This is a genomic window from Streptomyces sp. NBC_01244 (assembly GCF_035987325.1).
Taxonomy (GTDB): Bacteria; Actinomycetota; Actinomycetes; order Streptomycetales; family Streptomycetaceae; genus Streptomyces.
Genome location: NZ_CP108488.1, coordinates 585,266 through 610,454, shown reverse-complemented (window position 1 = coordinate 610,454; position 25,189 = coordinate 585,266). Strand labels below are relative to the sequence as shown.

At 72.7% G+C, this 25,189-nt stretch carries 30 protein-coding genes and 1 pseudogene; 14 read left to right on the top strand and 17 right to left on the bottom strand.

The features are described 5' to 3' along the window. Window positions 1-9: 9 nt before the first annotated feature. Complete coding sequence (locus OG247_RS02540; RefSeq protein WP_327250617.1) at window positions 10-384, bottom strand: hypothetical protein; 375 nt, start codon at window positions 382-384, stop codon at window positions 10-12. A gap of 127 nt (window positions 385-511) precedes the next feature. Beyond that, window positions 512-1,342, bottom strand: coding sequence for an ammonia-dependent NAD(+) synthetase (gene nadE / locus OG247_RS02535; protein ID WP_327250616.1), 831 nt, complete (start codon window positions 1,340-1,342; stop codon window positions 512-514). 137 nt (window positions 1,343-1,479) lie between these two features. Here nadE and OG247_RS02530 point away from each other — a divergent pair, with 137 nt between their 5' ends. Continuing rightward, entirely contained in the window at window positions 1,480-2,040 is a 561-nt protein-coding gene (locus OG247_RS02530) for a PadR family transcriptional regulator (protein WP_327250615.1), read from the top strand. A 126-nt stretch (window positions 2,041-2,166) separates the two neighbouring features. After that, on the top strand, window positions 2,167-3,897 hold the full coding sequence (locus OG247_RS02525; protein ID WP_327250614.1) for an acyl-CoA dehydrogenase family protein: 1,731 nt from the start codon (window positions 2,167-2,169) through the stop codon (window positions 3,895-3,897). Between the two features lie 41 nt (window positions 3,898-3,938). Here the strand turns inward: OG247_RS02525 and OG247_RS02520 are convergent, their stop codons facing one another. Beyond that, complete coding sequence (locus OG247_RS02520; protein ID WP_327250613.1) at window positions 3,939-4,061, bottom strand: hypothetical protein; 123 nt, start codon at window positions 4,059-4,061, stop codon at window positions 3,939-3,941. Between the two features lie 230 nt (window positions 4,062-4,291). Between OG247_RS02520 and OG247_RS02515 the strand changes: the two genes are divergently transcribed. Continuing rightward, window positions 4,292-5,617 (top strand): peptide MFS transporter, encoded by a 1,326-nt coding sequence (locus tag OG247_RS02515; RefSeq protein ID WP_327250612.1) that lies wholly within the window; start codon window positions 4,292-4,294, stop codon window positions 5,615-5,617. A 31-nt stretch (window positions 5,618-5,648) separates the two neighbouring features. Here the strand turns inward: OG247_RS02515 and OG247_RS02510 are convergent, their stop codons facing one another. Further along, window positions 5,649-6,767: a glycosyltransferase gene (locus OG247_RS02510; RefSeq protein WP_327250611.1), complete on the bottom strand. Its 1,119-nt coding sequence runs from the start codon at window positions 6,765-6,767 to the stop codon at window positions 5,649-5,651. A 404-nt stretch (window positions 6,768-7,171) separates the two neighbouring features. Here OG247_RS02510 and OG247_RS02505 point away from each other — a divergent pair, with 404 nt between their 5' ends. After that, window positions 7,172-7,510 (top strand): hypothetical protein, encoded by a 339-nt coding sequence (locus OG247_RS02505; protein ID WP_327250610.1) that lies wholly within the window; start codon window positions 7,172-7,174, stop codon window positions 7,508-7,510. A gap of 21 nt (window positions 7,511-7,531) precedes the next feature. Here OG247_RS02505 and OG247_RS02500 read toward each other — a convergent pair whose 3' ends face one another. The 4 genes from OG247_RS02500 to OG247_RS02485 form a co-directional block, all read right to left on the bottom strand. Beyond that, window positions 7,532-8,380 carry an SDR family oxidoreductase gene (locus OG247_RS02500; protein ID WP_327250609.1) on the bottom strand — a complete coding sequence of 283 codons (849 nt, stop codon included), beginning with the start codon at window positions 8,378-8,380 and terminating at the stop codon, window positions 7,532-7,534. A gap of 175 nt (window positions 8,381-8,555) precedes the next feature. Continuing rightward, window positions 8,556-9,131 carry a GNAT family N-acetyltransferase gene (locus OG247_RS02495; protein ID WP_327250608.1) on the bottom strand — a complete coding sequence of 192 codons (576 nt, stop codon included), beginning with the start codon at window positions 9,129-9,131 and terminating at the stop codon, window positions 8,556-8,558. Further along, the gene (locus tag OG247_RS02490; RefSeq protein WP_442813203.1) at window positions 9,128-10,024 is read right to left on the bottom strand and encodes a hypothetical protein; all 897 of its coding nucleotides are present in this window, start codon (window positions 10,022-10,024) and stop codon (window positions 9,128-9,130) included. The genes OG247_RS02495 and OG247_RS02490 overlap by 4 nt, the downstream gene beginning before the upstream one ends. 139 nt (window positions 10,025-10,163) lie before the next feature. Next, window positions 10,164-11,180 (bottom strand): NAD(P)/FAD-dependent oxidoreductase, encoded by a 1,017-nt coding sequence (locus tag OG247_RS02485; protein ID WP_327257314.1) that lies wholly within the window; start codon window positions 11,178-11,180, stop codon window positions 10,164-10,166. A 114-nt stretch (window positions 11,181-11,294) separates the two neighbouring features. Between OG247_RS02485 and OG247_RS02480 the strand changes: the two genes are divergently transcribed. Both OG247_RS02480 and OG247_RS02475 read left to right on the top strand, forming a co-directional pair. Then, on the top strand, window positions 11,295-11,918 hold the full coding sequence (locus OG247_RS02480; protein ID WP_442813202.1) for a helix-turn-helix domain-containing protein: 624 nt from the start codon (window positions 11,295-11,297) through the stop codon (window positions 11,916-11,918). Between the two features lie 140 nt (window positions 11,919-12,058). Beyond that, window positions 12,059-12,994, top strand: a complete 936-nt coding sequence (locus OG247_RS02475) for a class I SAM-dependent methyltransferase (RefSeq protein ID WP_327250606.1) — start codon at window positions 12,059-12,061, stop codon at window positions 12,992-12,994. A 73-nt stretch (window positions 12,995-13,067) separates the two neighbouring features. Here OG247_RS02475 and OG247_RS02470 read toward each other — a convergent pair whose 3' ends face one another. Next, a complete protein-coding gene (locus tag OG247_RS02470; protein WP_327250605.1) occupies window positions 13,068-13,685 on the bottom strand; it encodes a TetR/AcrR family transcriptional regulator in 618 nt (205 codons plus the stop codon). Between the two features lie 158 nt (window positions 13,686-13,843). Here OG247_RS02470 and OG247_RS02465 point away from each other — a divergent pair, with 158 nt between their 5' ends. After that, entirely contained in the window at window positions 13,844-15,307 is a 1,464-nt protein-coding gene (locus tag OG247_RS02465) for an MFS transporter (protein ID WP_327250604.1), read from the top strand. A 9-nt stretch (window positions 15,308-15,316) separates the two neighbouring features. Here OG247_RS02465 and OG247_RS02460 read toward each other — a convergent pair whose 3' ends face one another. Further along, complete coding sequence (locus tag OG247_RS02460) at window positions 15,317-16,465, bottom strand: SRPBCC domain-containing protein (RefSeq protein WP_327250603.1); 1,149 nt, start codon at window positions 16,463-16,465, stop codon at window positions 15,317-15,319. Window positions 16,466-16,541: 76 nt separating this feature from the next. On the opposite strand from OG247_RS02460, the gene OG247_RS02455 reads away from it, so the two are divergent. Beyond that, on the top strand, window positions 16,542-17,084 hold the full coding sequence (locus OG247_RS02455) for a GNAT family N-acetyltransferase (RefSeq protein WP_327250602.1): 543 nt from the start codon (window positions 16,542-16,544) through the stop codon (window positions 17,082-17,084). Between the two features lie 23 nt (window positions 17,085-17,107). On the opposite strand, the gene OG247_RS02450 is transcribed toward OG247_RS02455, so the two are convergent. Continuing rightward, window positions 17,108-17,299 carry a hypothetical protein gene (locus OG247_RS02450; RefSeq protein WP_327257825.1) on the bottom strand — a complete coding sequence of 64 codons (192 nt, stop codon included), beginning with the start codon at window positions 17,297-17,299 and terminating at the stop codon, window positions 17,108-17,110. Between the two features lie 171 nt (window positions 17,300-17,470). Here OG247_RS02450 and OG247_RS02445 point away from each other — a divergent pair. Continuing rightward, window positions 17,471-17,875: pseudogene (locus tag OG247_RS02445) on the top strand (helix-turn-helix domain-containing protein); the annotation flags it as partial. A 2-nt stretch (window positions 17,876-17,877) separates the two neighbouring features. Here the strand turns inward: OG247_RS02445 and OG247_RS02440 are convergent. Beyond that, window positions 17,878-19,149, bottom strand: a complete 1,272-nt coding sequence (locus tag OG247_RS02440; protein ID WP_327250601.1) for an alpha-L-fucosidase — start codon at window positions 19,147-19,149, stop codon at window positions 17,878-17,880. Between the two features lie 211 nt (window positions 19,150-19,360). On the opposite strand from OG247_RS02440, the gene OG247_RS02435 reads away from it, so the two are divergent. Then, on the top strand, window positions 19,361-19,618 hold the full coding sequence (locus OG247_RS02435; protein WP_327250600.1) for a hypothetical protein: 258 nt from the start codon (window positions 19,361-19,363) through the stop codon (window positions 19,616-19,618). Between the two features lie 152 nt (window positions 19,619-19,770). After that, entirely contained in the window at window positions 19,771-20,067 is a 297-nt protein-coding gene (locus tag OG247_RS02430; RefSeq protein ID WP_327250599.1) for a WhiB family transcriptional regulator, read from the top strand. A 103-nt stretch (window positions 20,068-20,170) separates the two neighbouring features. On the opposite strand, the gene OG247_RS02425 is transcribed toward OG247_RS02430, so the two are convergent. From OG247_RS02425 to OG247_RS02415, 3 genes are all read right to left on the bottom strand, one after another. Continuing rightward, entirely contained in the window at window positions 20,171-20,515 is a 345-nt protein-coding gene (locus OG247_RS02425; RefSeq protein ID WP_327250598.1) for an SH3 domain-containing protein, read from the bottom strand. 211 nt (window positions 20,516-20,726) lie between these two features. Then, window positions 20,727-21,170 (bottom strand): hypothetical protein, encoded by a 444-nt coding sequence (locus tag OG247_RS02420; RefSeq protein WP_327250597.1) that lies wholly within the window; start codon window positions 21,168-21,170, stop codon window positions 20,727-20,729. A gap of 1 nt (window position 21,171) precedes the next feature. Then, the gene (locus OG247_RS02415; RefSeq protein WP_327250596.1) at window positions 21,172-21,714 is read right to left on the bottom strand and encodes a hypothetical protein; all 543 of its coding nucleotides are present in this window, start codon (window positions 21,712-21,714) and stop codon (window positions 21,172-21,174) included. A 161-nt stretch (window positions 21,715-21,875) separates the two neighbouring features. On the opposite strand from OG247_RS02415, the gene OG247_RS02410 reads away from it, so the two are divergent. Next, window positions 21,876-22,385 (top strand): hemerythrin domain-containing protein, encoded by a 510-nt coding sequence (locus OG247_RS02410; RefSeq protein WP_327250595.1) that lies wholly within the window; start codon window positions 21,876-21,878, stop codon window positions 22,383-22,385. 122 nt (window positions 22,386-22,507) lie between these two features. Here OG247_RS02410 and OG247_RS02405 read toward each other — a convergent pair whose 3' ends face one another. Continuing rightward, the gene (locus OG247_RS02405; protein WP_327250594.1) at window positions 22,508-22,873 is read right to left on the bottom strand and encodes a PRC-barrel domain-containing protein; all 366 of its coding nucleotides are present in this window, start codon (window positions 22,871-22,873) and stop codon (window positions 22,508-22,510) included. Window positions 22,874-23,094: 221 nt separating this feature from the next. Here OG247_RS02405 and OG247_RS02400 point away from each other — a divergent pair, with 221 nt between their 5' ends. Both OG247_RS02400 and OG247_RS02395 read left to right on the top strand, forming a co-directional pair. After that, window positions 23,095-23,739 (top strand): VanZ family protein, encoded by a 645-nt coding sequence (locus OG247_RS02400; RefSeq protein ID WP_327250593.1) that lies wholly within the window; start codon window positions 23,095-23,097, stop codon window positions 23,737-23,739. A gap of 155 nt (window positions 23,740-23,894) precedes the next feature. Beyond that, window positions 23,895-24,962 (top strand): mechanosensitive ion channel family protein, encoded by a 1,068-nt coding sequence (locus OG247_RS02395; protein ID WP_327250592.1) that lies wholly within the window; start codon window positions 23,895-23,897, stop codon window positions 24,960-24,962. Between the two features lie 85 nt (window positions 24,963-25,047). On the opposite strand, the gene OG247_RS02390 is transcribed toward OG247_RS02395, so the two are convergent. Continuing rightward, window positions 25,048-25,170, bottom strand: a complete 123-nt coding sequence (locus OG247_RS02390; protein ID WP_327250591.1) for a hypothetical protein — start codon at window positions 25,168-25,170, stop codon at window positions 25,048-25,050. Window positions 25,171-25,189 lie beyond the last annotated feature (19 nt).

Here is a 25,189-nt window from a genome sequence, read left to right as displayed (position 1 = left end):
TCGTGACGCTCAGCCCGCCTGGAGGTCCGGCGGTGGGACCCTGCGTCCCCAGCCGGAACGGCCGGACGGGTGAGCGGGGCGGCGGGGGCGGTCCGCGTGGCCGGAGCCGTCCGCGTGACCGGAGCGCGCCGCGTGTCCGGAGCCGTCCGCGTGTCCGGAGCGACCGGAAGGCCCCGAGTGAGCGGACTGACCGGGAAGGCCGGGCCGACCCGTACGCACGCCCGGCCCGGCGCACCGCGCGGCACGCGCGGCGTCCGGCAGGGCTGCTGTCACCCGCTGGCGGCGGACATGGAGGCGGCGCAGGGCCGCGTACAGGGCCGCGGTGACCACGCTGGCGGCGCACCAGGCGCCGAGGATCACGAGGATCGTGCTGAGGACGGCCACGGGGACTCCTCGGGGTGTGAAGGGCACCGCCTGGGCGAGCCGGCAAGGTGGTTGCTCGCCGTGACCGACCAGTACCCGGGGGAGACGGACTTCACGCCCGCCACCCCCGCCCCCGTCGCGGACGCCGCTACGGCGCGATCGGCAGCTGCCGCTTGTGCTCGGTCAGGCGGTAGCGGCGGACGATCGTCTCGAAGGCGCGCTCCCCGACCGGCTTGCCCTCCAGGAAGTCGTCGATCTCGTCGTACGTGACACCCAGCGCGTCCTCGTCGGCCTTGCCCGGGTCGAGGGTCTCCAGGTCCGCCGTGGGCGTCTTCCAGACCAGCTCCGCCGGGGCGCCCAGGGCGTCGGCGCAGGCCCGTACCCGGCGCTTGGTCAGGCCCGTCAGGGGCACCACGTCGGCCGCGCCGTCGCCGAACTTGGTGAAGAAGCCGGAGACCGCCTCGGCGGCGTGGTCGGTGCCGACGACCAGTCCGTCGTGCGCGCCGGCCACCGCGTACTGGGCGATCATCCGCTGGCGGGCCTTGATGTTGCCCTGCACGAAGTCCTGGTGGTGGGCGTCGCGGAAGACGGTCCCGCCGGCCAGGGAGGCGGACAGCGCCGCGTCGCTCGCGGGCTTCACGTCCACGGTCAGCACCCGGTCGGCGTTGATGAAACCGAGGGCGAGCTGCGCGTCCCTCTCGTCGGCCTGGACCCCGTACGGCAGTCGCATGGCGTAGAACACCGCCTCGTGCCCGGCGGCGCGGACCCGCTCCACGGCGAGCTGGCAGAGCCTGCCCGCCGTCGTGGAGTCCACGCCGCCGCTGATCCCGAGGACCAGGGAGCGCAGGCCGGTGGACGTGAGCCGCTCGGCCAGGAACGCCACCCGGCGCTCGATCTCCCGCTGGGCGTCGAAGGTCTCGGCGACCAGGAGCTCCCGGGCGATCTCCTGCTGCAGGGCGGTGGACGCCGGCTGGCTCACGGCTGCTCCTCATGATGGTTCGTCGGTCCGGAAACGATGCGCTGTCCCGCCGACCCTAGCCGAGCGCGCGGGTGAGCCGCGTCTCACCCTCGTGGTGGCGCTTGTCTATGCAACGAGTTGCATAGAAGGATCGGGGCATGGCACTTGAGCACGCGATCCTCGTCTCCCTGCTGGAGCAGCCGGGTTCCGGATACGAGCTGGCCCGCCGGTTCGACCGCTCCATCGGCTACTTCTGGACCGCGACCCACCAGCAGATCTACCGCGTGCTGAACCGGATGGAGGCCGACGGCCGGCTCGACGTCCGCGAAGTGCCGCAGCGGACCCGGCCGGACAAGAAGGAGTACTCCGTCACCGACGCCGGCCGCGCCGCCCTCTCGGCCTGGCTCCACGAGCCGATCCAGGCCGACACCGTCCGCCACGAGCTCGCCGTGAAGATCCGCGGCGCGGCCTTCGACGATCCGGCCGCCCTGATCCGCGAGGTCGAGCGGCACCACCGGACGCACGCCGACCGGCTCACGCACTACCTGGCGGGAGAGCTCCGCGATTTCACCGGACCGCAGGCTCCGGCCTCGGGCCCCTCCGACGCCGGGCGGGAACTCCAGCACGTCGTGCTCCGCGGCGGCATCGCCTACGAGCGCATGCAGCTCGCCTGGCTGGAGGACGTACTGGCCACCCTCCACCGCCTGACGGCCCCCTGACCGGAAGCCGCCGCACCCCCCTACCCCTCCCTCGATCCTTCCCTCCCCCTGCTTCCTCCTCGTCCCGTCCTCTTCACCCCTCATTCGACCCATCCGACGCATCCTCCGACCGGAAGGCGAACGCCCATGAGCGACCCGCTGCTGTTCAACCCGCGCACCTACGACCCCGCGCACTTCGACCCCGAGACCCGCCGGCTGCTGCGCGCGACCGTCGACTGGTTCGAGGAGCGCGGCAAGCGCCGGCTGATCGAGGACTACCGCACCCGTGCCTGGCTGGGGGACTTCCTCGCCTTCTCCGCGAAGGAGGGACTGTTCGCGACCTTCCTGACCCCGGAACCGGCCGCCGGCCAGGACGGGCCCGACAAGCGCTGGGACACCGCGCGCATCGCCGCCCTCAACGAGATCCTCGGCTTCTACGGCCTCGACTACTGGTACGCGTGGCAGGTCACCATCCTCGGCCTCGGGCCCGTCTGGCAGAGCGGCAACGCCGCCGCCCGCGACCGCGCCGCCCAACTCCTCGACGCGGGCGAGGTGTTCGCGTTCGGCCTGTCCGAGAAGACCCACGGCGCGGACATCTACAACACCGACATGCTGCTGGAACCGGCTGCCGACGGTTCCGGCGGCTTCCGGGCCACCGGCTCGAAGTACTACATCGGCAACGGCAACGCCGCCGGCCTCGTGTCCGTCTTCGGCCGCCGCACCGACGTCGAGGGCCCGGACGGCTACGTCTTCTTCGCCGCGGACAGCCGCCACCCCGCGTACGACGTGGTGAAGAACGTCGTCGACTCCTCCAAGTACGTCAGCGAGTTCCGCCTCACGGACTACCCGGTCGGCGCCGAGGACGTCCTGCACACCGGCCGCGCCGCCTTCGACGCCGCCCTCAACACCGTCAACGTCGGCAAGTTCAACCTCTGCACCGCCTCGATCGGCATCTGCGAGCACGCGATGTACGAGGCCGTCACCCACGCGCAGGGCCGCATCCTCTACGGCCGCCCCGTCACCGCCTTCCCGCACGTGCGCCGCGAGCTGACCGACGCGTACGTCCGCCTCGTCGGGATGAAGCTCTTCAGCGACCGCGCCGTCGACTACTTCCGCTCCGCCGGCCCCGACGACCGCCGCTACCTCCTCTTCAACCCCATGACCAAGATGAAGGTCACCACGGAGGGGGAGAAGGTCATCGACCTGATGTGGGACGTCATCGCGGCCAAGGGCTTCGAAAAGGACACCTACTTCGCCCAGGCGGCCGTCGAGATCCGAGGCCTGCCCAAGCTGGAGGGCACGGTCCACGTCAACCTGGCGCTCATCCTCAAGTTCATGCGCAACCACCTGCTGGAACCGGCCGACTACGCCCCCGTCCCGACCCGCCTCGACGCGGCCGACGACGGGTTCCTCTTCCGCCAGGGCCCGGCCCGCGGCCTGGGATCGGTACGGTTCCACGACTGGCGCCCGGCCTACGACGCGTACGCCGCCGTGCCCAACGTCGCCCGGTTCCGCGCACAGGCCGACGCCCTCTGTACGTTCGTGGAGACCGCCGCCCCCGACGAGCGGCAGAGCCGCGACCTCGACCTCCTGCTGGCGGTCGGCCAGCTCTTCGCCCTGGTGGTGCACGGCCAGCTGGTCCTGGAGCAGGCCCGGCTGACCGGCCTGGACGAGGACGTGCTGGACGAGCTGTTCGGCGTCCTCGTACGGGACTTCTCCGCGCACGCCGTCGAACTGCACGGCAAGGACTCCGCCACGGCGGACCAGCAGGCCTGGGCCCTGGGAGCGGTCCGCCGCCCGGCCGTGGACGCGGACCGCTCGGCGCGCGTGTGGGCCCGGGTGGAGGGTCTCGCGGGGGCGTACGAGATGAAGCCCTGACGCCCGGCCGGGCCTGGTCCTGGGCCAGGCCCGTGCCCGGGTCAGGCCGGGGCCTGACCCGCGATGCGGGCGAGCAGCGCCTGCAAGGCGATCGCCCCCTCCGGGCGGCCCAGAACGACGGCATCTACGACGCCGACCAGGGACTTTGGGCCCGGGTCTCTCATCGTGGGCCGCTCCGTCCTTTCGGCCGGTGCGCACACGGCCCTGCGGGGTGTTGGCTGGAAGGAGCCGGAACAGCCGGAGCCCACACCCCCGAGAGGCTGGAACGCCATCATGTCGACGTCCACGGAGCAGAGGGCGGAGGTGATCGCAGAGAACCGCACCCGCAAGGGTCTGCTGCCGCTGTGCCTGAGCGAAGCAGCGGAGCGGTTCTCCTTAGAGGTCCTTCTACGGAATGCGCGCGGTACTGGCGCTCTTCCTGATCGACACCGCCCACGGCCTCGGCATGTCGAAGACCACGGCGGTCGCCCTCGTCGGCGCCTACCTGTCCGCCTGCTACTTCACCGCCCTGCCGGGCGGCTGGATCGCCGACCGGCTGCTCGGCGCCCGTAAGACCGCCCTCACGGGCGGGCTCGCCATCCTGGCCGGCCACCTCGCGCTCGCCTTCGAGGCCGGAGCGGGCGGCGTCTACGCCGGACTCCTCCTCATCGCGGTCGGCACCGGCCTGCAGAAGCCCAACATGACCGCCCTGGTCGGGAAGCTGTACGCGCGGGGCACCGACCAGGAACGGGACGCGGCCTACAGCAAGTTCTACGCCAGCGTGAACGTGGGCGGCCTGGCCTCGACCCTCCTGGTGGGCTGGCTCGGACTCCACTTCGGCTGGAACGTCGCCTTCGGTACGGCGGCCGTGGCCATGGCCCTCAGCCTGTGCGTCTTCCAGGCCTCGGGCAGCCTCCGGGAAGCCGCCGACGCACCCGGCCGTCCCCTCACCCGCGCCGAGGCGCGCACGGTGGCCGTCCGGGCGCTGTGGTGCGTGGCCGGCATCGTCGCGGCCGGCGCCACGGCCCGGGCGACCGGCACGCTGACCCTGCCCCACGCACTCACCGCGTTCGCGGTCCTGGCCGTGGTCGTACCGGTCGGCTACCTCGTCACCCTGCTGCGCCGCACCGACCTCGACGAGCGGGGACGAGCGGGCATCCGCGCCTACGCGCGGCTGTTCGCGGCGGCCGTCGCCTTCTTCTGCATCTTCGACCTGGCCGCGTCCAACGTGCAGCTGTTCGCCGCGGACCACGTGGACATGATGGGGATCCCGGTCACCTGGCAGGCGGCCCTGAACCCCGTCATGACCATCGCCTTCGCCGGGGTCCTCGCCTTCGTGTGGCGCAAGGTGCGCATCTCCTCCCCGGCGAAGTTCTCCACCGGACTCGTCCTCGGCGGGCTGTCCTTCCTCCTGCTCGCGCTCGCCGCGGGCCACGCCACCGGCGGCGCCCACATCTCGCTGCTCTGGTTGGTCGGCCTCTACGTCCTGCTGAGCACGGGGGAACTGTTCCTCGCCCCCACCGGACTGTCCATCAGCCACAAGCTGGCCCCGGCGGGCACCGGATCCCAGCTCGTGGGTCTCTTCTTCCTCGCCGCGGCGGCGGGCGACGCCATCGGCAGCCAGGTCGCCACCCACCTCACCGGCGCCGCCCTCTACATCGCCCTGGGCGGGCTGGCGCTGGTGGCCGGCCTCGCGATGGCCGCCGCCACACCGAAGCTGCGCCTGCTGACCGGCGAATGAACCGGCCGCCCGCCCCCGCGACTCTCCCGGCCTAGCCGATGGCCTCGAAGGAGGCGACGAGATCGGTGGGGGAGGGGAGTGCGGCCATCTCGGCCTGCGTGGCGGCGGCCCCCTTGCGGAGGGCTTCGTCGGTGAGCAGCCGGCCGAGCAGGTCGGCGTCCACCTCGTCGCCGGTCGTACGCAGGGCGAAGCCCAGGCCGGTCGCGGCATCGGTGTTCATGAAGTGGTCGGCGCCCTGCGGGAGGATCAGCTGAGGGACGCCCAGGGAGGCGGCGGTGAGCATGGTGCCGGCGCCGCCGTGGTGCACGATCGCGTCCGCGGTGTCCAGGAGCTGCGCCAGGGGCACCCAAGGCAGCGCCCGGACGTTGTCGGGAAGCGTGCCGAGCGGGCTCAGATCGGTGTCGCCGACCGCGAGCAGGAACTCGGCGTCGACGGAAGCGGCCTCGGAGATCACCCGGGTCACCGGTCCGACGCCCGCGAACGCGGTCACCACGGTCCCCAGGGTGACGGCGATCCGGGGCCGGGAGCCACGGGCCAGGAGATCGCGCGGAACCGAACCGCCACCGTTGTGCGGCACGAAGCGGACGCGCCAGCCGGTGCCGTCCCCGCCGAGGGAGGGCGGTACGACGTCCAGGACGGTGTGGGTGGCCGGGCCTTCGACCCCACGGGCCCGGTACTCGTCCGCCAGCAGGTCGGCGAGCCGGCCGACCATGCCGAGGCCGGACATCACGCCGAAGTTGTGGACCACGGCCGGTATGCCCAGGGCCGCGGAGACCAGGGGAGCGGCGGCCTGGAAGGCGGCGTGGACGATGACGTCCGGCCGCCAGGCCGCGGCGACGGCGAACAGGTCGTCGATGGAGACCCGCCCGTGTTCGGCGAAGCCCGCCGCGGCGCTCCGCTCGGTCTCCTGCGGGCTCTTGCCGTCGGTGACGAACTGCAGGTCCGAGCCGTTCGAGGCGCGCCGGAAGGCCTCCAGCAGCGTCGAGCCGTCGCCGATCTCGACGGTGGGCAGGCCGGACTGCCGGATCTGGTCGTACGGGGCCGAAACGGCGAACAGCACCTGGTGACCCGCGGCCTGGAGGGCCTGGGCGGTCGGCACCATCGGGAACAGATGGCCCACCGAAGCGGGGCCGGTGAAGAGGATGCGCACGGTGTGACTCCTTGGGTGGGGCCCCGAACCGGTCCCCGGTCAGGGCTCCTTGAGGTTCTGGCACATGGTCGAACGAATCCGCGTTCGCCTCGGTTTCCCTCGAGATGATCGAATTTCGGCCGATTCGGGAGGGCATCCGGCCCTCCGGGACCGGGCGTTGACCATGCGTTCAGCCGTCGGTCGGCGCTCCGCGCCATGCGACGGCCTGTACGGGAGCTACGGCATCGGCGACGCCGAGCCGGGCGACGGCGGGTCGTGGGTCAAGAACTACCCCGGCAGCCCCCTGGTCGCGGTCACCGCGACCTTCGACGCCCAGGTCGCCGGCCCGGACGGCTACCGCTTCCGGGGCACGGTCACGGCCGTTGACCGGCAGCCCCGCACCTCGTTCCTGTATCCGGCGCCCAGTGTCACCGCGGCGCCCCTCGACGAGGTCGCCGCCGTCCTGGACCAGGTCGCGGACCAGATCCGCACCACGATGGCGCCGGGTCAGCGGATGCGCCCGCAGTCCTTCCGTCCGTCAGTGGATCCGCGGCATCGACCAGGGCACGGTCCGGCTCCTCGGCGAACGCGGGCCCAGCCAGGCCGGCCGGGCCGCGGTGGCCGCCTTCGTCGCCGATTTCCCCAAGGTGCGGATCGAGGTGTCCTACGGGGCCGCGGCCGCCCAGGCCGACGGGTGCGGCTACGCCGACGCCACCGCGCTTCCGGGCGGCACCTGGCTGAAGGTGTTCCCCGCCGCCCGCTGAACCGGCTGCCGCGGCCTCGCGTCAGGCCTGGGGCGGGCCCGGTACGAGCGGGCCCTGTACGAGGAGGCGGGCCGCGGCGTGGTCGGCGCGGTCCGCCTCCTCCGAGGCGTCGATGTAGCCGTAGGCGTCGTCGCCGACGGGGATCCGCAGGGGCGTGGGGCCCGCGGCTGCGACGATGTCGAGGACCCGTTCGGCGAAGTACTCCGGGCGTCCGGTCTCGGGGCTGTCCGCGAGACCCCGGGCCCCTTCGAGCATCTCGCGGTTGGTGGCGTCGTAGGCGGGGACCCGGTGGGCGGCTTCGGCCATGGAGGTGCCGTAGCGCGTCGCGAACATGCCCGGTTCGATGACGGTGACGCGGATGTTGTGGGGGGCCGCCTCCATGGCGAGGGTCCGGCTCATGCCTTCGAGGGCGTGCTTCCCGGCGGTGTAGGCCGCCAGACCGGGGAAGGCCATCCGGCCGACCACGGACGAGACGTTGAGGATGTGGCCGTGTCCCTGGGCCCGCATCAGCGGCAGGACCAGGCGCGCGAGCCGCCAGGGGCCGACGACCAGGGTCTCCAACTGGTCGCGGAGTTCGGCGTCCGAGACCTCCTCGACCGCGCCGAACAGCCCGACGGCGGCGTTGTTGACGAGGATGTCGATGCCGCCCAGGCGCTCGACCGCGGTGCGGACGGCCTCCTCGCAGGAAGCGCCGTCCCGCAGCTCGAGCGGGATCGGGACGATCCGGCCGGGCCAGGCGGCGGCCAGGTCCTCCAAGTCGGCGGTCTTGCGGGCGGTGACCGCCAGTTCGTCCCCCGCCCGGGCCGCCGCGGTGGCCAGTGCGTGCCCGAGCCCCGAGGAGCATCCCGTGACCAGCCAGCGTCGTCCCATGGTTCCCCCGTGTTGACCGAGTCGCCCCGGATGATGGCGGCAGTTCATGGTCGTGGGGGCTCCGGTCCGGGGTCATCCCTGCTGCGGGGGCGTGCGGCGGCGCGCAGGCGCACGTCCGGGCGCGCGCACGCGCCGGGCCGGCCCCGCAGCCCGGCGGGCGAGCCGGACCGGTCGCCTATGCGAGCGGCCCCGCGCCCGTCGAACCCGCGCTTGCCGGGCCCGCCGCGCCTCCGCCGGCCCGGGCGGCGCGGCGCAGCCGGGACCTGGCCGGGTCCTGGGGGGAGTAGGAGGCCGTGCCGGTGTGTTCCCGCGGGTTCGGGCGGACGAAGAGGGTGACGGTGACCTTCTCGGTGAACCCGTTGCGCCGCATCATCGCGGCGGAGGCCGCGTTGCCGCTCTCCACGTCGGTGATGATCCGGGACGCGCCCGCGGCGAAGAGCGCGGCGCAGCAGTGCTCGACCAGGGAACTCGCGACTCCCCGGCCCCGGGCGCGTTCCTCCAGGGCGATCCACTCCAGGTAGCCCCAGTCCTCGCGCTCGTCGTAGGACAGCGATCCGAGGACGAAACCGAGCAGTCCCTGCTCGTCGCGGGCGATCCAGCAGGCGTCCGGCTGGGCGTCCCAGTGCGCTGCCACCGACGACAGCGACCAGGAGGTGTAGGGCATCGCCTTCACGTCGAAGGCCCGGTAGCCGAGATCGAGAACGGCATCGAGGTGGGTCAGTCGCAGGGGGAGGGTCTCGACTTCACTCATGAACTCGATGATGACATAGCGGGATTTGTCTCTACGTCACCTCGCGGAGAGGACCTCGGGGTCCGCGGCCGGCTCCGGCTCCGGGTTCTTCGGGCCGCGGGCGAGGACGTAGAGGAACAGGACGCCCATGACGGCGACACCTGCGGGATGTCCTGGAGCCGTCCGTCGACGGCATCGCGGTAGCCGGCCGACAGGAGCGCTCCGAGCAGGGCCACACCCAGCGCGGTGCCGAACTCGCGGGTGACGTCGTTGAGCGCGGAGGCGACGCCCTGGCGCCCTCGCGGCAGGGAGCCGGTGATGGCCTCGGTGGAGGGCGTCATCGCCAGGCCCATGCCGATGCCCATGGCGAGCATGGCCGGAAGGACGGACGGGTGGCCGCCGTCGACGGAGACGATGCCGGCCATCAGGGCGAGGCCGGCGCCGGCGAGCAGGATGCCGGCCGCCATGGCCGAGCGGACACCGGCGCGCGCGGCCAGCCGGGGCGCCAGGCCGGAGGCCAGCATCACGGCCACGGCCACGGCCACGGCCACGTCCACGTCCACGGCCACGTCCACGTCCACGGCCATGGGTATCAGCGCGAGCGTGGACATGATGCCCGACCAGCCGAGAACGGCCTGGAAGAAGGGGAAGAGCACCACGAAGATCCCCGCCTGCACTCCGAAGACCGTCAGCAGGGTGAGGGAGCCGCCGGCCAGTCCGCGTTCGCGCAACAGCCGTACGTCGAGCAGGGCGGCGTCCCCCAGGCGCAGCTCCCAGACCGCGAAGGCGACGGCGGAGAGCAGCCCGACGGCGAGGCCGACGAGGGTGGCGGGATCGGACCAGCCGCGCTCAGGCCCTTCCTGGAGGGCGAAGATGAGACCGGCCACGGCGACGACGGAGGTCAGCGCGCCCACGGTGTCGTAGGAATGCCCGGGTTTTTCGCGGGAGCGGGAGGGCGGCCAGCGCCGGACCAGGTCCGGCGCTGCCGGGGTGGGGTGGGGGCGGGCGTTCGTGCGCCCGACGGGCCGGACGTCAGGTGTGAGGCGCCAGGTGTCAGGCGGTGGCGCTGGTCCCCGCCGGGGCGAGGGCCGCGACCGCCGCGTCGGTGTCGGCGACGGCGAGGAGCGCGTTGACGTGTGCGCCGGCCAGCGCCCCGGCCGCGGCGGAGGCCCCTACCTGGGCGATCGGGTCGGTGACGTTGCCCGCCACCCACACCCCCGGTACGTCGGTGGCGCCGGCCGTGCCGGAGGTGAAGCGGCGGCCGCCGCCGGGCAGCTCCTCCATCGGCAGGCCCAGGCCCGCCAGGCCTTCGGTGCGGGCCACGAGCGTGGTCGCCACCGCGAGGACGCGGCGGTCGACGACCCGTCCGTCGGCCAGGCGGACACCGCGGATCCCGCCGGAGCCGTCCCCCAGGACCTCCTCGACCGGGGCGTCGATGACGCGGATGGCGCGTGCGGCGAAGCGCGCCCGGGTGTCGTCGTCGAGCTCGGTGCCGTGCGTGAAGTAGACGAGGTCGTCGGTGAGCTGACGGAACAGCAAGGCGTGGTGCACCGATGCGGGGCCGGTGGCGAGGACGCCGATCGGCTCGTCGCGCACCTCCCAGCCGTGGCAGTACGGGCAGTGGACCACGCTGTGACCCCAGTGCTCCGCCAGTCCGGGCAGCTCGGGCAGGACATCGCGCAGTCCGGTGGCCACCAGCAGGCGGCGCGCCGTCAGGGCGCGGCCGTCGGCCAGGGTGACGGTGAAGCGCAGGTCGCCGTCGGCGGACGGGTCGGCGTGCTCGGCGGCGGAGACCTCACCGGAGACGATGAGGCCGCCGTAGCGGCGGACTTCCTCACGGCCCCGCCCGTACAGCTCCGCCGGTGGGGTGCCGTCCAGGCCGAGCAGGCCGTGCACGCCCTCGGCGGGTGCGTTGCGGGGGGTGCCGCTGTCGATCACGACGACCGAACGGCGGGAGCGGGCGAGCATCAGCGCACCGTTCAGACCGGCGGCGCCGCCGCCGATCACCACGGCGTCGACGGTCCCGTCCGGCAGTGCGTCGGTCGCGTAGGCGGTAGTCGTCGCGGACATGTCGTCCATGTCGTCGGGTTCCCTTCTGGATGTTCCTTCGTACCGGCCCGGTGGTCCGGGGCCGTCTGCACCGACGCTAACCGCGACTTGCAGGACGGGCATACAATGTTGCCTATGACGCAAGAAGATGGCGACCTGGACAGCCTGGTACGCAAGCGCATCCGCGCGCTGCGGGTGGCGCAGGGCTGGTCCCTGGAGGAACTGGCCACACGCGCCCGGCTCAGCCAGTCCACGCTCAGCCGCATCGAGAACGGCCAGCGCCGCCTGGCGCTGGACAGCCTGGTCACGCTCGCCCGCGCGCTGGACACCACCTTGGACCAGCTCGTGGAGACCGCGACCGACGATGTCGTCACCAGCCCGATGATCGACGCCGCTCGCGGGCAGATGCGCTGGCCGATCAAGGGCGAACCGGGCATGACGGTCATTCGCCAGCGCATGACCGAGCCGCCACCGGACAACCCCTCCCGCATGCGCGCGCACCCCGGGCGCGAATGGCTCGTCGTCCTGTCCGGCACCGCGATCCTGATGCTGGGGCACCGCCGCTTCCGGATCGAGACCAACCAGGCCGCGGAGTTCCCCACGATGATGCCGCACGCGATCGGCGCCGAGGGCGGACCGTGCGAGATCCTGGGAATCTTCGACCGGGACGCCCGCCGCGGCCACCAGCGGGACAACGGTACCGGCGACGGGGGAGGCGACGGGAGCGGCGAAGGTGCTGCTCAGGACCCGGGTCATTGACGATGCGCGGTGGGCCCACTCTGTCCCGTACGGGGTGCCGCGCCCGGGCGTCTTGCGCGTCCCGGGGGCAGCGGGGCCATCTTCTTGCCTAACCGGCAAGAATCAATGCGGCAAGCGCATGGGCGTCCTACCGTGGAGCCATGACCCGCGCACAGCACGCACCCCGGCACGGCCACGACGACGCCCACCGACTCCACGGTCACGGCCACCACGGCCACGACCGCGACCACGGCCCGGCGGCCGGGCACGGCCACACCCGCGACGACCTCGAGGGCCAGGCGGAGATCCTCGACCTGGACGCGGAAGTCCTCGCCGAGCACATCGCCGACATCACCACCTGGCTGCCCCTGCGCGAGCCCCCGCGCCACGTCGTGGACCTGGGCTGCGGCACGGGAGCCGGCACCTTCGCCCTGCTCGACCGGTTCCCCGACGCGCACGTCACCGCCGTCGACTCCTCGGCGGGGCACCTGCAGCGCTTGAGGGAGAAGGCGTGCGCCCGGGGGGTCGAAGACCGCGTCCGCACCGTGCAGGCAGACCTCGACGAGACCGTGTGGCCCGACCTCGGTACGCCGGACCTGGTGTGGGCCTCGGCCTCGATGCACCACATGGCCGACCCGGACCAGGCCCTGCGCACGGTCCGGGACCGGCTCGCCCCCGGCGGACTGTTCGCCGTCGTCGAGCTGGCGGGCTTCCCCCGCTTCCTGCCCGCGGACGCCCCCGAAGGCCGGCCCGGACTGGAGGATCGCTGCCACACCGCGAGCGAGAGCTACCACGCCGACCACGTGCCCCACCGCGGCGCCGACTGGGGACCGAAGCTCACCTCGGCCGGATTCACCCTCGACGGCGACCGCGTGATCGACGTGAACATCGAGGGCTCCCGCAGCGCAGCGGTCGGCGCGTACGCCCTCGGCAGCCTGCAGCGCCTCCGCCGCAGCATCGTCGACACCCTCGGGCCCGAGGACCTCGCCGCGCTCGACCGGCTGCTCGACACCGACGGCCCCGAGAGCATCCTGCGCCGCGACGACCTCGCCGTACGCACCGAGCGCGCCGTCTGGGCCGCCCGCCGCAAGAACTGATCCGCGCCGGCCGCGGCGGCAACACCCTGCTCCGCCTCGACCTGCGCCGCAGGGCGCTACGGCCCGGAGGACGTCACTCCTGCGGCCGGCGCAGCAGCGGGGGAGCCGGGTGGGGCAGGGGGGTGGCCGCGGCCGGGCTCAGGCCGTCCATGACGAGGGTCACGTAGCGGCGCCAGCCCTCCTCGGCGGGGTCCATGGTCCACAGCACGCTGACGAGCATGCTCATGATCCTCTTCAGGTCGTCGGGCACGAGGTCCCCCCGGATCACCCCGGCCTGCTGACCCCGGGTCACCAGCGGGTCGAGCGCGTCGAAGAACCGGGCGCTGGTCTCCGCGGAGAGGACGCCGGCGTTCCGCGCGGCCGTCAGCACGTGGTACTCGTCGGCCGCCGAGGTCAGGGCGGCTTCCAGTACGGCGGTCAGGCCGCGGCGGGGGTCCTCGTCGGCCAGCCCGCGGTCGATGGCGGGCAGGACGTCCTGCGTGAACTGCTGGTCGAGTACGGCCCGGAGCAGGGCGGCCTTGTCCGGGAAGCGGCGGAAGAGCGTGGCGATCCCCACCCCGGCCCGCCGCGCGATCTCGTCGAGCGGCGCGTCGGGTCCCAGCTCGGCGTACACGCCGCGTGCCGCTCTGACGATCTTCTCGATGTTGCGCACGGCGTCGGCGCGCAGGGGTTTGGGGCTTTCGGTCGGCACGCTGCCGAGAATACAACTGATAGTCGGCGATCGGATCCGGTTGACACGTCGCACACCGCGAACTGATAGTTGACTACTGATTGTGGTGTGGGCCGACCTCGTGCCCGCGCATCGCCGGGCCCGCGGCGCGACCGACAAGACACCCCCTAGGACCTTTCATGCGACAGCCGCCCACGGCCGCCCCCCGCACCGGCAAGGTGATCGCGACGCTCGCCCTCGCGGGCATCGCCGCAGCCGTCATGCAGACACTGGTCACGCCACTGCTGGCCGACCTGCCGAACATCCTCCACACCTCCCACTCCAACGCCGCCTGGGTCGTCACCGCGACCCTCCTGGTCGCCGGCGTGTGCGTACCGATCAGCGGGCGCCTGGGCGACATGCTCGGCAAGCGCCGCATGCTCCTGGCCTGCTGCATACCGCTGATCGTCGGATCGGTGGTGTGCGCGCTGGCGGGCGGCGTCGTCCAAATGATCGTCGGGCGCGGCCTGCAGGGCATCGGCATGGGCATGATCCCGCTGGGCATCGCCCTGCTCCGCGACATCCTCCCCGCGGAGAAGCTCAGTTCCTCCATCGCCCTCGTGAGCGCCTCCATGGGCATCGGCGGCGGCATCGGCCTCCCGGTCTCCGCGGCCGTCGCCCAGTACGCGAGCTGGCGCTTCCTGTTCTGGGGGTCCGCGGCGCTCGCCGGCTGCGTCGCCGTCATGATCGTGGCCTTCGTACCCGAGGGCTCGGGCGCGGCCAAGGGGCAGCGCTTCGACGCGGTCGGCGCGCTGGGCCTCGCGGCGGGCCTGGTGTCCCTGCTGCTGTTCGTGTCCAAGGGCGCCGACTGGGGCTGGGGCTCGGCCACCACCCTCGGGCTGATCGCCACCGCCGTGGTGGTCCTGGCCGCCTGGGGGTGGTTCGAATGGCGCACCACCGACCCGCTGGTCGACCTGCGCACCACGGTCCGCCCGCGCGTCCTGCTGACCAACCTCGCCTCGGTCTCCATCGGCTTCGGCATGTACGCCGGCATGCTGGTGGTCCCGCAACTGCTGCAGTTCCCCGCCGCCACCGGCTATGGCCTGGGTCAGTCCATGCTGGCGGCCGGCCTGTGGATGCTCCCCGGCGGGCTGATGATGATGGCCGTGTCCCCCCTCGGGGGCAAGCTCACCAACACGCACGGCCCGAAGGTCACCCTCGTCAGCGGAGCGCTCGTCCTGGCCGCGGGCTACGGGGTCGCGCTCCTCTTCTCCGGCACGGCCGCCGGGCTGATGGTCGCCGTCATGGTCATCAACAGCGGTGTCGCCCTCGCCTACGGAGCCATGCCCGCTCTGATCATGAGCGCGGTACCCCTGACGGAAACCGGGGCGGCCAACGGCTTCAACGCCCTCATGCGGTCCCTGGGCACCTCCGTCGGCGCCGCCGTCGTCGGTGTGGTCCTGGCCCAGATGACCACCACGGCCGGCGGGTTCACCTTCACCTCCGAGGCGGGCTTCCGCACCGGCCTGCTGATGGGCGGCGGTTTCGCCCTGCTGTCCGGTGCCATCGCCGCGCTGATCCCCGCCCTCCGGCCGCAGCGGCTCGAACTCCGGGACCAGTCGGGGCCCTCGGCGGAAACGACCGCCACCGCGGTGGGCAAGTAGCGCCGACCCTCAGCCAGGCCGTCGGGCCGCTTCGACGTACGACGCCAGATGGGCCAGCGAGGAGGCGATGCCCGCCTCGTGGTCCGCGCGGTCGATGCCCGGCGGTACGTCCGTGGCGGTCACGGTCACCTCGGTGCCCTCACCGGAGCCGGAGGCGGCGAGGTGCCAGGTCATCGTCATGGTGCCGGCGTACGACGGGTCGTCGGACACGAACACGGCCTGCTGCACCACGCGTTCCGGCGGCACGAGGCCGGTGAACCGTACGTCGACCACGTCGGTCGCGTCGGAGGTTTTGCCGGGGCTCTCGGCGGGATTCTCGGCAGGATCCAGGTAGGTGAGGACCATCCGGAAGCCGCCGCCGGGCCGCGGGTCCCACCGCTCGATCCGCCCGCTCATGCCGTCCGGCGGGAGCCAGGCTTCGAGGGCCTCGCGGTCGAGGAGGGCGGCGTAGACGGCCGCCCGCGGCGCCGCGATCGTCCGGGCGGCACGGTCGGTCCTGCCGGTGGACCCGTTCTCGGACCGGTCCCGGTGCGCCGGTGTGCCGTCGGCCGGGGCCTCCAGGGTGCGGAGGTGGGCGGTCACGGCCGCCGTGGTGCGCCGCTCGTCGCGGCTCGCCAGCAGATCCAGCAGGGCCCCGCGCAGGATCGAGAGCAGCAGGGTGCGTTCGGCGAGCCCCTCGGGCGTGTCGCGGTGCGCCGGTGGCTGGGCGGCGGCGAAGACCTCCAGCCAGTCGGCGATCGTCCGCTCCGCGAAGCCCGCCCAGGGTCCCGTGCCACCGCTCAGCGAACGCGAGTAGCCCTCGACCCAGAGGGTGAGGACCTTGCGGTGTCCCGGGGCGGCCAGCCAGCTCCACACCAGCTCGCCCGTGCGGGCGAGCCCGTGCTCCGGCCGGGCCGCGCGTGCGGCTTCGAGCATCCCCGTCTCGTCCTGCCGGGCCCGCGCGAGCAGCGCCTGCACCAGGGCGTCCTTGCTGCCGAAGAGGAAGAGCAGGACGCGCGGGCTGCTGCCGATCGCCTCGGCCAGGGGGCGCAGGGACATGTCAGCCAGCCCGTGGTCGAGCACGTGCGCGTAGGCCAGCTCCAGGAGCTGCTGCTTGCGGGCGGAATCGGTGCGGGCGGAATTCGCGTGGGCGGAGTCGTCACGGGCGGAAGGCGTCACACGGACATTATGCTTTACTGAAACAGTCGTTTCAGTAGCTCGCCGGCGGTTCGGCGGTGGTGGAGAGAGGGTCCCCATGAATGAGGTCCGTGCGGTGATCCGGCCGCTGGGGGAGCCGGGCGATCTCGGCTGGGTGGTGATGGCCCACGGCGAGCAGTACGCGAAGGAATTCGGCTGGGACACCAGCTTCGAGGCCCTGGTCGCGCGGATCGTCGCGGACTACGCGGCCGGCCGCGATCCCTCCCGCGAGTCGGCCTGGATCGCCGAACTGGACGGCCGCCGGGTCGGCAGCGTGTTCTGCGTGGCCGACAAGGAGGACAAAGAGAACAAGGGGGGCGGGGAAGGCGGGGAGGACCAGGGAGGCACCGCCAAACTGCGGATCCTCCTCGTGGACCCCGCCGCCCGCGGCCACCGCCTGGGCTCGCGCCTGGTCGCACGGTGCGTGGACTTCGCCCGCGAGGCGGGGTACGAGCGGATCCGGCTGTGGACGAACGACACCCTGGTGGCCGCGCGCGGGATCTACCTGGCCGCCGGCTTCCGGCTCGTGGAGGAGGAGCCGCACCACAGCTTCGGCGCCGATCTGATCGCACAGGTCTACGAACTGGACCTGTCGGCCTGACCGGCGCCCCCACCTGGCCGGCGCTACCGCCTCTCCGGCCCGAGGTCCACGGCTACCACCGTGCAGAGGTCGTCGAGCAGCTCGCCCGGGATCCCCACGTGCAGCTCGCCGACCGGATCGGTGGCCGCCGTGTGGATGTCCTTCAGCTGGGCCTGCACCGACCACTCCAGGGCCGTACCGGTCCCCAGCAGGGTGACCGACTCGGTCACGGTCATCCCGTAACTCCGGTCCCGACGAAGGCGCCACGTGAACGACACCTACTGGACCGAGCCCGGCCGCACCGTCGGCGTCCCCCTGGACGCGCCGCCGCGGGTGGCCGGGCTGGGCGTCGGCGTCCACGGCGTCACACGCGCCCTGGACGTCTTGCGGCTGCCCGACCTGTGGCCACCCCGCGCCGGGCCGACGCGGAGGTCTGGGGCGCCCTGTGGCGTGTGGCGGCCCTGGCCGGGCCGGCCGACGGGCAGCCGCGACCGCACCGGGCCGTCGCGGCCGCCCTGGCGCACATCGAGTCGCACCTGGCCGAACCGCTGACCGCGCCGGAGGTGGCCCGCGCCTCCGGCGTCTCGCACAACCACCTGCTGCGCCTGTTCAGGGCCGAGACCGGGAGCACGGTGGTGGCCTACGTACGCCGCCGGCACATGGAGCGGGCCCGGCACCTGCTGCGCGAGTCCACCCTGCCGATCGCCGCGATCGCGGACGCCGTGGGGATCGGTGACCTGCAGGCCTTCAACAAGGCCTGCAGGCGCGAGTGGGGTGCCTCACCCCGCGGTGTGCGGGGCGGCGAGGGCTGATGTCAGTCGCGGCCGGCGCCCCGGTACAGGTCCAGCTCGCCCTCCAGCTCCACGGCGAGCACGGTCGCCCGTCCGTCCACGTCGGCGGGCGCCGGGGCATCGATCCACAGGACGCCGGGCACCTCGCCGAGTCCACCGGTGATCCGGTGCCCGAGCGTGGTGCCGGAGCCGACCACCGAGACCCGCCGCACCTTGTTGCGCAGGCCCCGCAGGGAGACGGCCTCGAGCGGCGGGTCGAAGCAGACCAGGTACAGCGTGCGGCCGTCGGCGGACAGCGTGCTCGGCCCGTAGTGGTGTCCGGCCGGGAGTCCGGCGACGGTGGCGTGCACGGCCTCGGAGTGCTTGGCGATCCAGTCGCCGAGTCCCTCCAGCCGTTCCACCTGCTCGGGGAGGAACGTGCCGTCCTCGCGCGGCCCGACGGCCAACAGCAGGTTGCCTCCCATGCCGATCGTCTCGGCGAAGTAACGGACCAGCTGGCGGACCGACTTGTGGGCCCGGTCCTGCGGCTGGAAGCCCCAGGACTCGTTCACGGTGAGGCATAGTTCCCAGGGTCCGGAGGGCTGCCGGAGGGGGACTCCCTGCTCGGGAGTCGCGTAGTCCCCGTAGCTGAGCATCCGTGCGTTCAGGACGGTCCCGGGGTTCGCGTCGAGGATCCGTTCGGAGAGCGCACGCAGGCCCCACTGCTCCTCGCTGCGCTCCCACTCGCCGTCGAACCACAGCAGATCGGGCCTGAAGCGGGAGACCAGCTCGCCGACCTGGGCGTCGCGGTACGCCAGGAACCGGGACCAGGCCCGCGGATCGTCGACTCCGTCCGCCGGGGTGACGAGCGGGTGGGTGGCGACCGAGTCGTTCGGCGGCTCGGGGTGGGTCACGCTCGCGTAGTCGGGGTGGCTCCAGTCCGAATGCGAGTAGTACAGGCCCACTTTGAGGCCCTGCTCGCGCAGCGCCCCGGCGTACTCGGCCACCAGGTCCCGGCCGGCGGGGGTGCTGCGGACGGCGTTCAGCTCGCCGTGCCCGGTGTCCCAGAGCGCGAACCCGTCGTGGTGACGGGCGGTCAGCACGGCGTACTTGGCTCCGGCGCGGGCGAACAGGCGGGCCCAGGCGCCGGCGTCGTAGGCCGAGGCGGTGAAACCGTCCAGTTGCCGCATGTACTGCTCGCGCGGGACCTCGCCGCTGTAGAGCGACCAGGATTCCGGGACCCCGTCGACGGAGTAGATGCCGTAGTGGACGAAAATGCCCAACTTGGCGTCGGTGAACCAGGGTTGCATCGGCATGAGCGGATTCCCTTGGTGAGAGGGGGGCGGGGTGCGCGGCCTCGTGGACCGCGCACTTCGAAGCTAGGCCCGGGTGTCCGCCCGCCGCGTGGGGGCAGGTCACCAAAACTGGTCGGTTCTCACCAGGGGCGGGGGCGGGGGTGGGGGTGGGGGTGGGGGTGGGGCGGGTCAGTCGTCGAGCCGGCCGCGCATCCACTCCTCGACCTCACCGATGTGTTCGGCGGCCGCCGCCCGTGCGGCCTCGGGGTCGCGGGCGACCGGGGCGCGGTGGGTCCGCGAGGACCAGATCGCGGGCGACGTGCCCGAGGCCCTGGGCCTCCTGGACCCCGCGGGTCTCCTCGCCGCCCTCGAAAGCCTGCCGGTGAACATCGCCTGGCAGGCACGGATGGCCACGCTCCTCGACGTGGCACACGACTACGGAGAGGGACTCAGGTCTTCGCGGGCACGGCCGACCGCGCGTACGGGCTGAACGACCGATCGTCCTACAGGGCCGCGCGAGCCGTTTGAACCGCGCGTTCCGGGCCAGACGAGAGGGGATCGTGTATCCGAATCAGGTCCGGACGAGGTGCGGATCCGTGCCGGATCCGGGCCGTCTCCGATGGAGGTTCCGAGGTGGGAAATGTGTCGCGTCTGCCGGGTCGTGCCGAGCACCACTGGTTGTGGCAGGAGGACGCCGCCTGCCGGGAACTGGGCTCGCGCCTCTTCTTCCACCCCACGGGCGAGCAGCGTGCGGACCGGGAGGCGCGTGACGCGGCGGCGAAGGAGGTGTGCGCGCTGTGCCCGGTGCAGCCCGACTGCCTGCGACACGCGCTGGAGGTGGCGGAGCCGTTCGGCGTCTGGGGCGGGCTCACCGCGCACGAGAGGCGCGGACTGCGTACGGCGGGAGCGCGGAGGTCCGCACTGCCCTCCACCGCGTGAGCGCCGGCGCCCGTAAAAGGGACTCGTCACGGGACTCGCAAAGGGAACGGCCCCGGTGTTCGGGGGCCGTTCCCTTTACGTCTTTCCACCGCCCACCGCGCTTTCAGCAGGGGCGGACCGGCTGGAGGTTGTGGACGTAGCGGGCCGAGACCCAGCCCTTCGAGCCGTGCAGGCGGTACCACAACGGGTTGCCGTCCACCCAGCCCCCGCGCTTCTGGCACACGAGGACCACCCGCTCGTGCGGACGCAGCTTCTTCACCACGTCGGAGTACACGGTCGGCTTCTCGCGGACGTTGAGCGGTGCGCGGGACTCGACCACGCCCACGGGGCCCGACTTGCCCTGCCCGTACCCGGCGGCGAGCCCGTCGGCCGCCCAACCGGCCGAGCTCAGCGGCCCGATCAGTACTCCGGCCGCCAAGGCGTACGTCAGCAATGCCTTCTTCACCATCGGATCCACTCTCCCTGTATCGCCTGGCCTCGGGGCCGGCAGCCCGTGCGGCCGACCGCCCGACCGACTATCCACCGCCCGGGCGGCGGATGGTCGGCGGCCCGTAGGGAACACGCCCCCGTTGCTCCGGATGGCCCACAGCCCTTCGCCGTGGCCGCCTTGCGGGCCGACCACGGCGAAGGGTCCGGATGCCGACACCGGGATCCGGCACTCAGGCGGCGAGGAGCCGGTCCACCAGTGAGCGGTAGGCGCGCAGGGCCTGCCGCAGGTCCTCGGTGGCCACCTGCTCACCGCCGTCCCACTGCTTCTCCAGCCCGTCCCGGCGTTCGGAGAACGTGTCCGAGAACTTGAGCATGACCTCGGACACCAGCCCGTCCGCCGCCCGGACCGCCTCCTGCGGATCGTCCACGAAGCGGCCCTGGATCTCGCTCCACGTGGTGTGGTAGCGCTCCGCCTCGACGGCCCCCAGGAGCGGTTCCTCCCCGTTCCGCGACCCCCGATGCCCTTCCGGCCCGCCGGTGCGCCTGTCGGTGGGCCCGTCCGTGGGCACCGCCGTGGGCGGGGGCGGCGGCGTGGGACGAGCGAGGTCCTCCGCGGTGAGCACGGGCTCGGACACCGCCCCCCGTCCGGTCTTGGCCTCGTAGATCTTCTTCATGTCATCGGCTCCTCTGGTCGGAGAGCAGCTCCTCGAAGAGGGTGCGGTAGTGCACCATCGCCCCGCGCAGCTGCTCCGTCGTCGCCCCGCCCGTACCGCCGCGCACCTTGGTCGCGTGGGCGGCCCGGTACTGCTCCAGCGTGTGGCCGTGCTTCACGGAGAGGTCCCGCACCTGTTCCCGGTGATCCTCGGTGGGATAGCCGCGCTCACCCATCAGCCGGGTCACGAGCTCGTCGGCCTCGGCCACGGAGCGTTCGGGCCCGTCCACGAACCGCCGCTGGACAGCGGTCCACTCGTCCGCGTACTCCTGCCTGCGCGCGGGCGGCAGCTCCTTGATGCGGAGCCGGCCGTGCCGCTCCTCACGGGCCCGCAGGTCCCGCTCGGCGGCCCTCCTGTCCCCGCGTTCCTCTACGGTGCGCTCGTACTCCGGGCCGAACCGCTCGCGCAGGTGGCGTCGCCGGGACAGTGCCCACAGCAGCGCGATGAGCGCGATCACGACGACCGCCGCCACGACGATGACGGCTATCAGCGAAATGGTTGACATCTCCGGCCTCCGTTCGGGGGCTCTACGTCTCAGTCGGCGCGGTTGCCCTGCCGGGCGGCGGGCAAACCCGCACGGCACCACGCCGGGCAAGGTTTGAACCCGCCGGTATCGAGCAGGCGCCCCTGCGGAACGAAACCCCGCAAGCCGAGGAGGGACGTGGCATGGCCGCGGACGCGCAGGAGCACGAGAACCAGGACGTCGTCGCCTTGATCCTCAAGGACCACCGCACGATGGAGGAACTCTTCCGCCGGATGCGCAGCGTGGAGGCCGACCGGGCGGGCGCGCTCGCGAAACTGTCCGCACTCCTCGTCGCGCACGGCGAGGCGGAAGAGGCCGAGGTGTACGGGGCCCTGAAGCGGTTCAAGGACGTCGACAACGCGGAGGTCGAGCACGGGGCCGAGGAGCACGCCGAGGGGAACGAGGCCCTCCTGGCGCTGCTGGAGGTGTCCGAGGTGGGTTCCGACGCGTGGGACGCGCGCCTGGAGGACCTGGTCAAGGCGGTCAACCACCACTTCGACGAGGAGGAGCGCACGATCCTCAACGGAGCCCGGGAGAACGTCCCGGACGAGCGGCGGGCCGAGCTCGGGGCGGCCTTCCTCCGGGAGCGGGAGCGCCGGCTCGCCGCCGACTGCGGCAGCGTCGAGAACGTGCGCGCACTCGTACGGGGATGACGGCGACGCCGGCGCGGCCGGGGGCCGGCCCGCCGGCCCGGCGTAGCGCGGCAAGCTCGGCGTAGCGCGGCAAGGCGACGGGGCCCGGACTCGAAGAGTCCGGGCCCCGTCGCGCCTCCGGGTCAGATGATCCGGCCGCCGAAGCCGCCGATGGAGTAGTAGGTCCCGATCTCCTCGCGGTAGCCGACGTCGTCGAGGTGCTTCTCGCGGTGGAACTCCGGAGCGTTCTTGATCTGCTCCTTGGTGCCGTCGACGTAGACCTTCTCCTGGTTCACGTCGACGATGATCACCGTGCTCGCCGGGAGCAGGACCTCCTTGCCGAAGATCCACATCCCTGTGTCCACGACCAGGTAGGCGTCACCGGCCTCGTCGGAGTGCTTGTCGACCTTGCCGATAGTGCCGTCGGTCGCCTCGACCGTGTACCCGATCAGATCGGTGCCGGTCAGGTGGCCCGCGGTCGACCTGTAGCTCCACACATGCTCAGTCACGCGAATACAACTCCTTCGCCAGACAGGGGGCGGCGGGGCGGTGCCTGCCGTCCCTCTCTTTCGATGTCGTACGGGGCACGGTCGGCGCCCCGCGCCAACTCGCCTGCCCCGGCTTCGCCCCTTCATTCCCTCCCGAGCGCCGACGGTGGGGCGGCCCGCCGGTCCGGCCCCCGGCTCCGGCCCGGGTGCGTACCGGCCCCTTCGCGGGGCAGACGGCCGCCATGACATGGAGACACGCGCTGCGTCGCGGTGAGGGATCCGGCAGGGGAGCCGTGGCGGCCACTTGGCGACGGCACGATCCGGTGCACCCCGTCATCCGGGCGCTGGCCATGGTGGCGGCCTTCGTCGGGACCGTCCTGTTCAGCGTGGTCCTGGCACGGCTCACGCTGGAACCGTCCGCCGCCTCGGTGGCCCTGGTGCACAGCAACGTCCGGCCCGGCCATTCGATCAGCGCCTACCTGGACCGAGCGTCGACCGTCGAGGCGGTGCGCCAGCTGGGCGGAAACCTGCTGCTGGGCCTGCCGTTCGGCGTGCTCCTGCCCGTCCTCATGCCCCCGGCCCGAGGCCTGCTGCGGGTCGCCGCGGTGACGATCTGTCTGATGACGCTGGTCGAGCTGATCCAGGGCGCCCTCGTCACGGGACGCGTCTTCGACATCGACGACGTCATCCTCAACACCACCGGAGCCCTCCTCGGCTACCTGCTGATCGGCCGCCGCCTGGGCCGGGCCGTGCACCCGCGCCGCAGGCACTGGTGGCACCGCCGGCCCCGGCAAGGCACGCCCGTGCCATCGCCGAGGCCGGAACCGAAGCCGGCTTCCAAGCGGGCTTCCAAGCCGGTCTCGGAGCGGTTTCGAAGCCGGTGGTGAAGGCGCCTCGCGCGGGCTGGCGGAAGGCCTTCCACCGCGACAAGTGACGCGCGGTCAAACCTCGGTGCGGACCCCGACCGGGGGCTCCGCGTGTCAGGTCCCCGCCATGGGGCAGGCGTGCGGGAGTCCGTGCCGCTTCGACCCACTGGGGAGACATGAACACCGCCCTTCGCCTCCTGACCGTTCTGGGGGGCTCGATCCTGCTCACCGCCGCGGCCGGCTGGGCCGTCGACCGACTGCTCCGCCGCGCCGACGCGCGACACCCCGAAACGCCCTTGTGGAACCTGTTGCGGCGCTGCCGCCACGCCCTGCAGATCGTCATGCTGGCCGCGCTGTTCAAGGGCGCCTACCGGCAGACGGGATGGCCGCCGCTGCGGGACAACGCCGCTGCCGCGGGGCGGATCCTCTCGCTGGCCCTGATCGGCGCCGGGGCCTGGCTGATCGTGGTCGTGGCCTCCGCCATCGTCGAGTCGGGGTACGCCCGCTACGCCACCGGCACCCGCGACCCCGCCCGCGTACGCCGGGTCCGTACCCAGGTGACGCTGATCACGAGGGTCGTGACGGTCGTCGCGGCCGTGATCGCGGTCGCCGCGATGCTCCTCACCTTCCCGAGCTTCCGCGCGCTCGGAACCTCCGTGCTCGCCTCCGCCGGGATCATCGGCATCGTGGCCGGCGTGGCGGCCCAGTCCACCCTCGGGAACCTCTTCGCGGGCTTCCAGATCGCCTTCGGCGACCTGGTGCGCATCGGAGACACGGTCGTGGTCGCCGGCGAGTGGGGGGTGGTCGAGGACGTCACCCTCACCTTCCTCGCCGTACGCACCTGGGACGAGCGCCGCATCACCATGCCCGTCTCGTACTTCACCACCCGGCCCTTCGAGAACTGGTCGCGCGGCGGCGTCCAGATGACCGGCACCGTCTTCCTCCACTGCGACCACAGCGCGCCCGTGGACCTCGTACGGGACAAGGTCCACGAGATCCTGCACGACTGCCCGGAGTGGGACGGCCGGGGCTGGGACCTCGCCGTCACGGAGACGACGCCCTCCACCATCGTGGTGCGGGCCATCGTCACGGCCAAGGACGCCGACGACCTGTGGACGGTGCGCTGCGCCGTACGCGAGAAGCTCATCGCCTGGCTGGCGGAGAAGCACCCCGGCGCGCTGCCCCGCATCCTCCTGGACCGGGCTCCGACAGCGCACGACACCACGGACGGGCGCCACCTCTGACGGAACTCCCGGCCGGGACCGGGCCCGTACTGCTACGGGGCTACCGGCCTACGCGGCCACGGGCCATGGGCGGCGCAGCACGTTCCTACCGGTGCCGGGCGAGGGTGTGCACGAGGACGATCAGCGCGAAGGCGATGACGAGGAGGTGTACCCAGGAGGGCCCGATCGCCGGGGCCAGGGACAGGGAGGTGAGCTGATGAGAGGTCATGACGCGCTCCTGCCCCCGG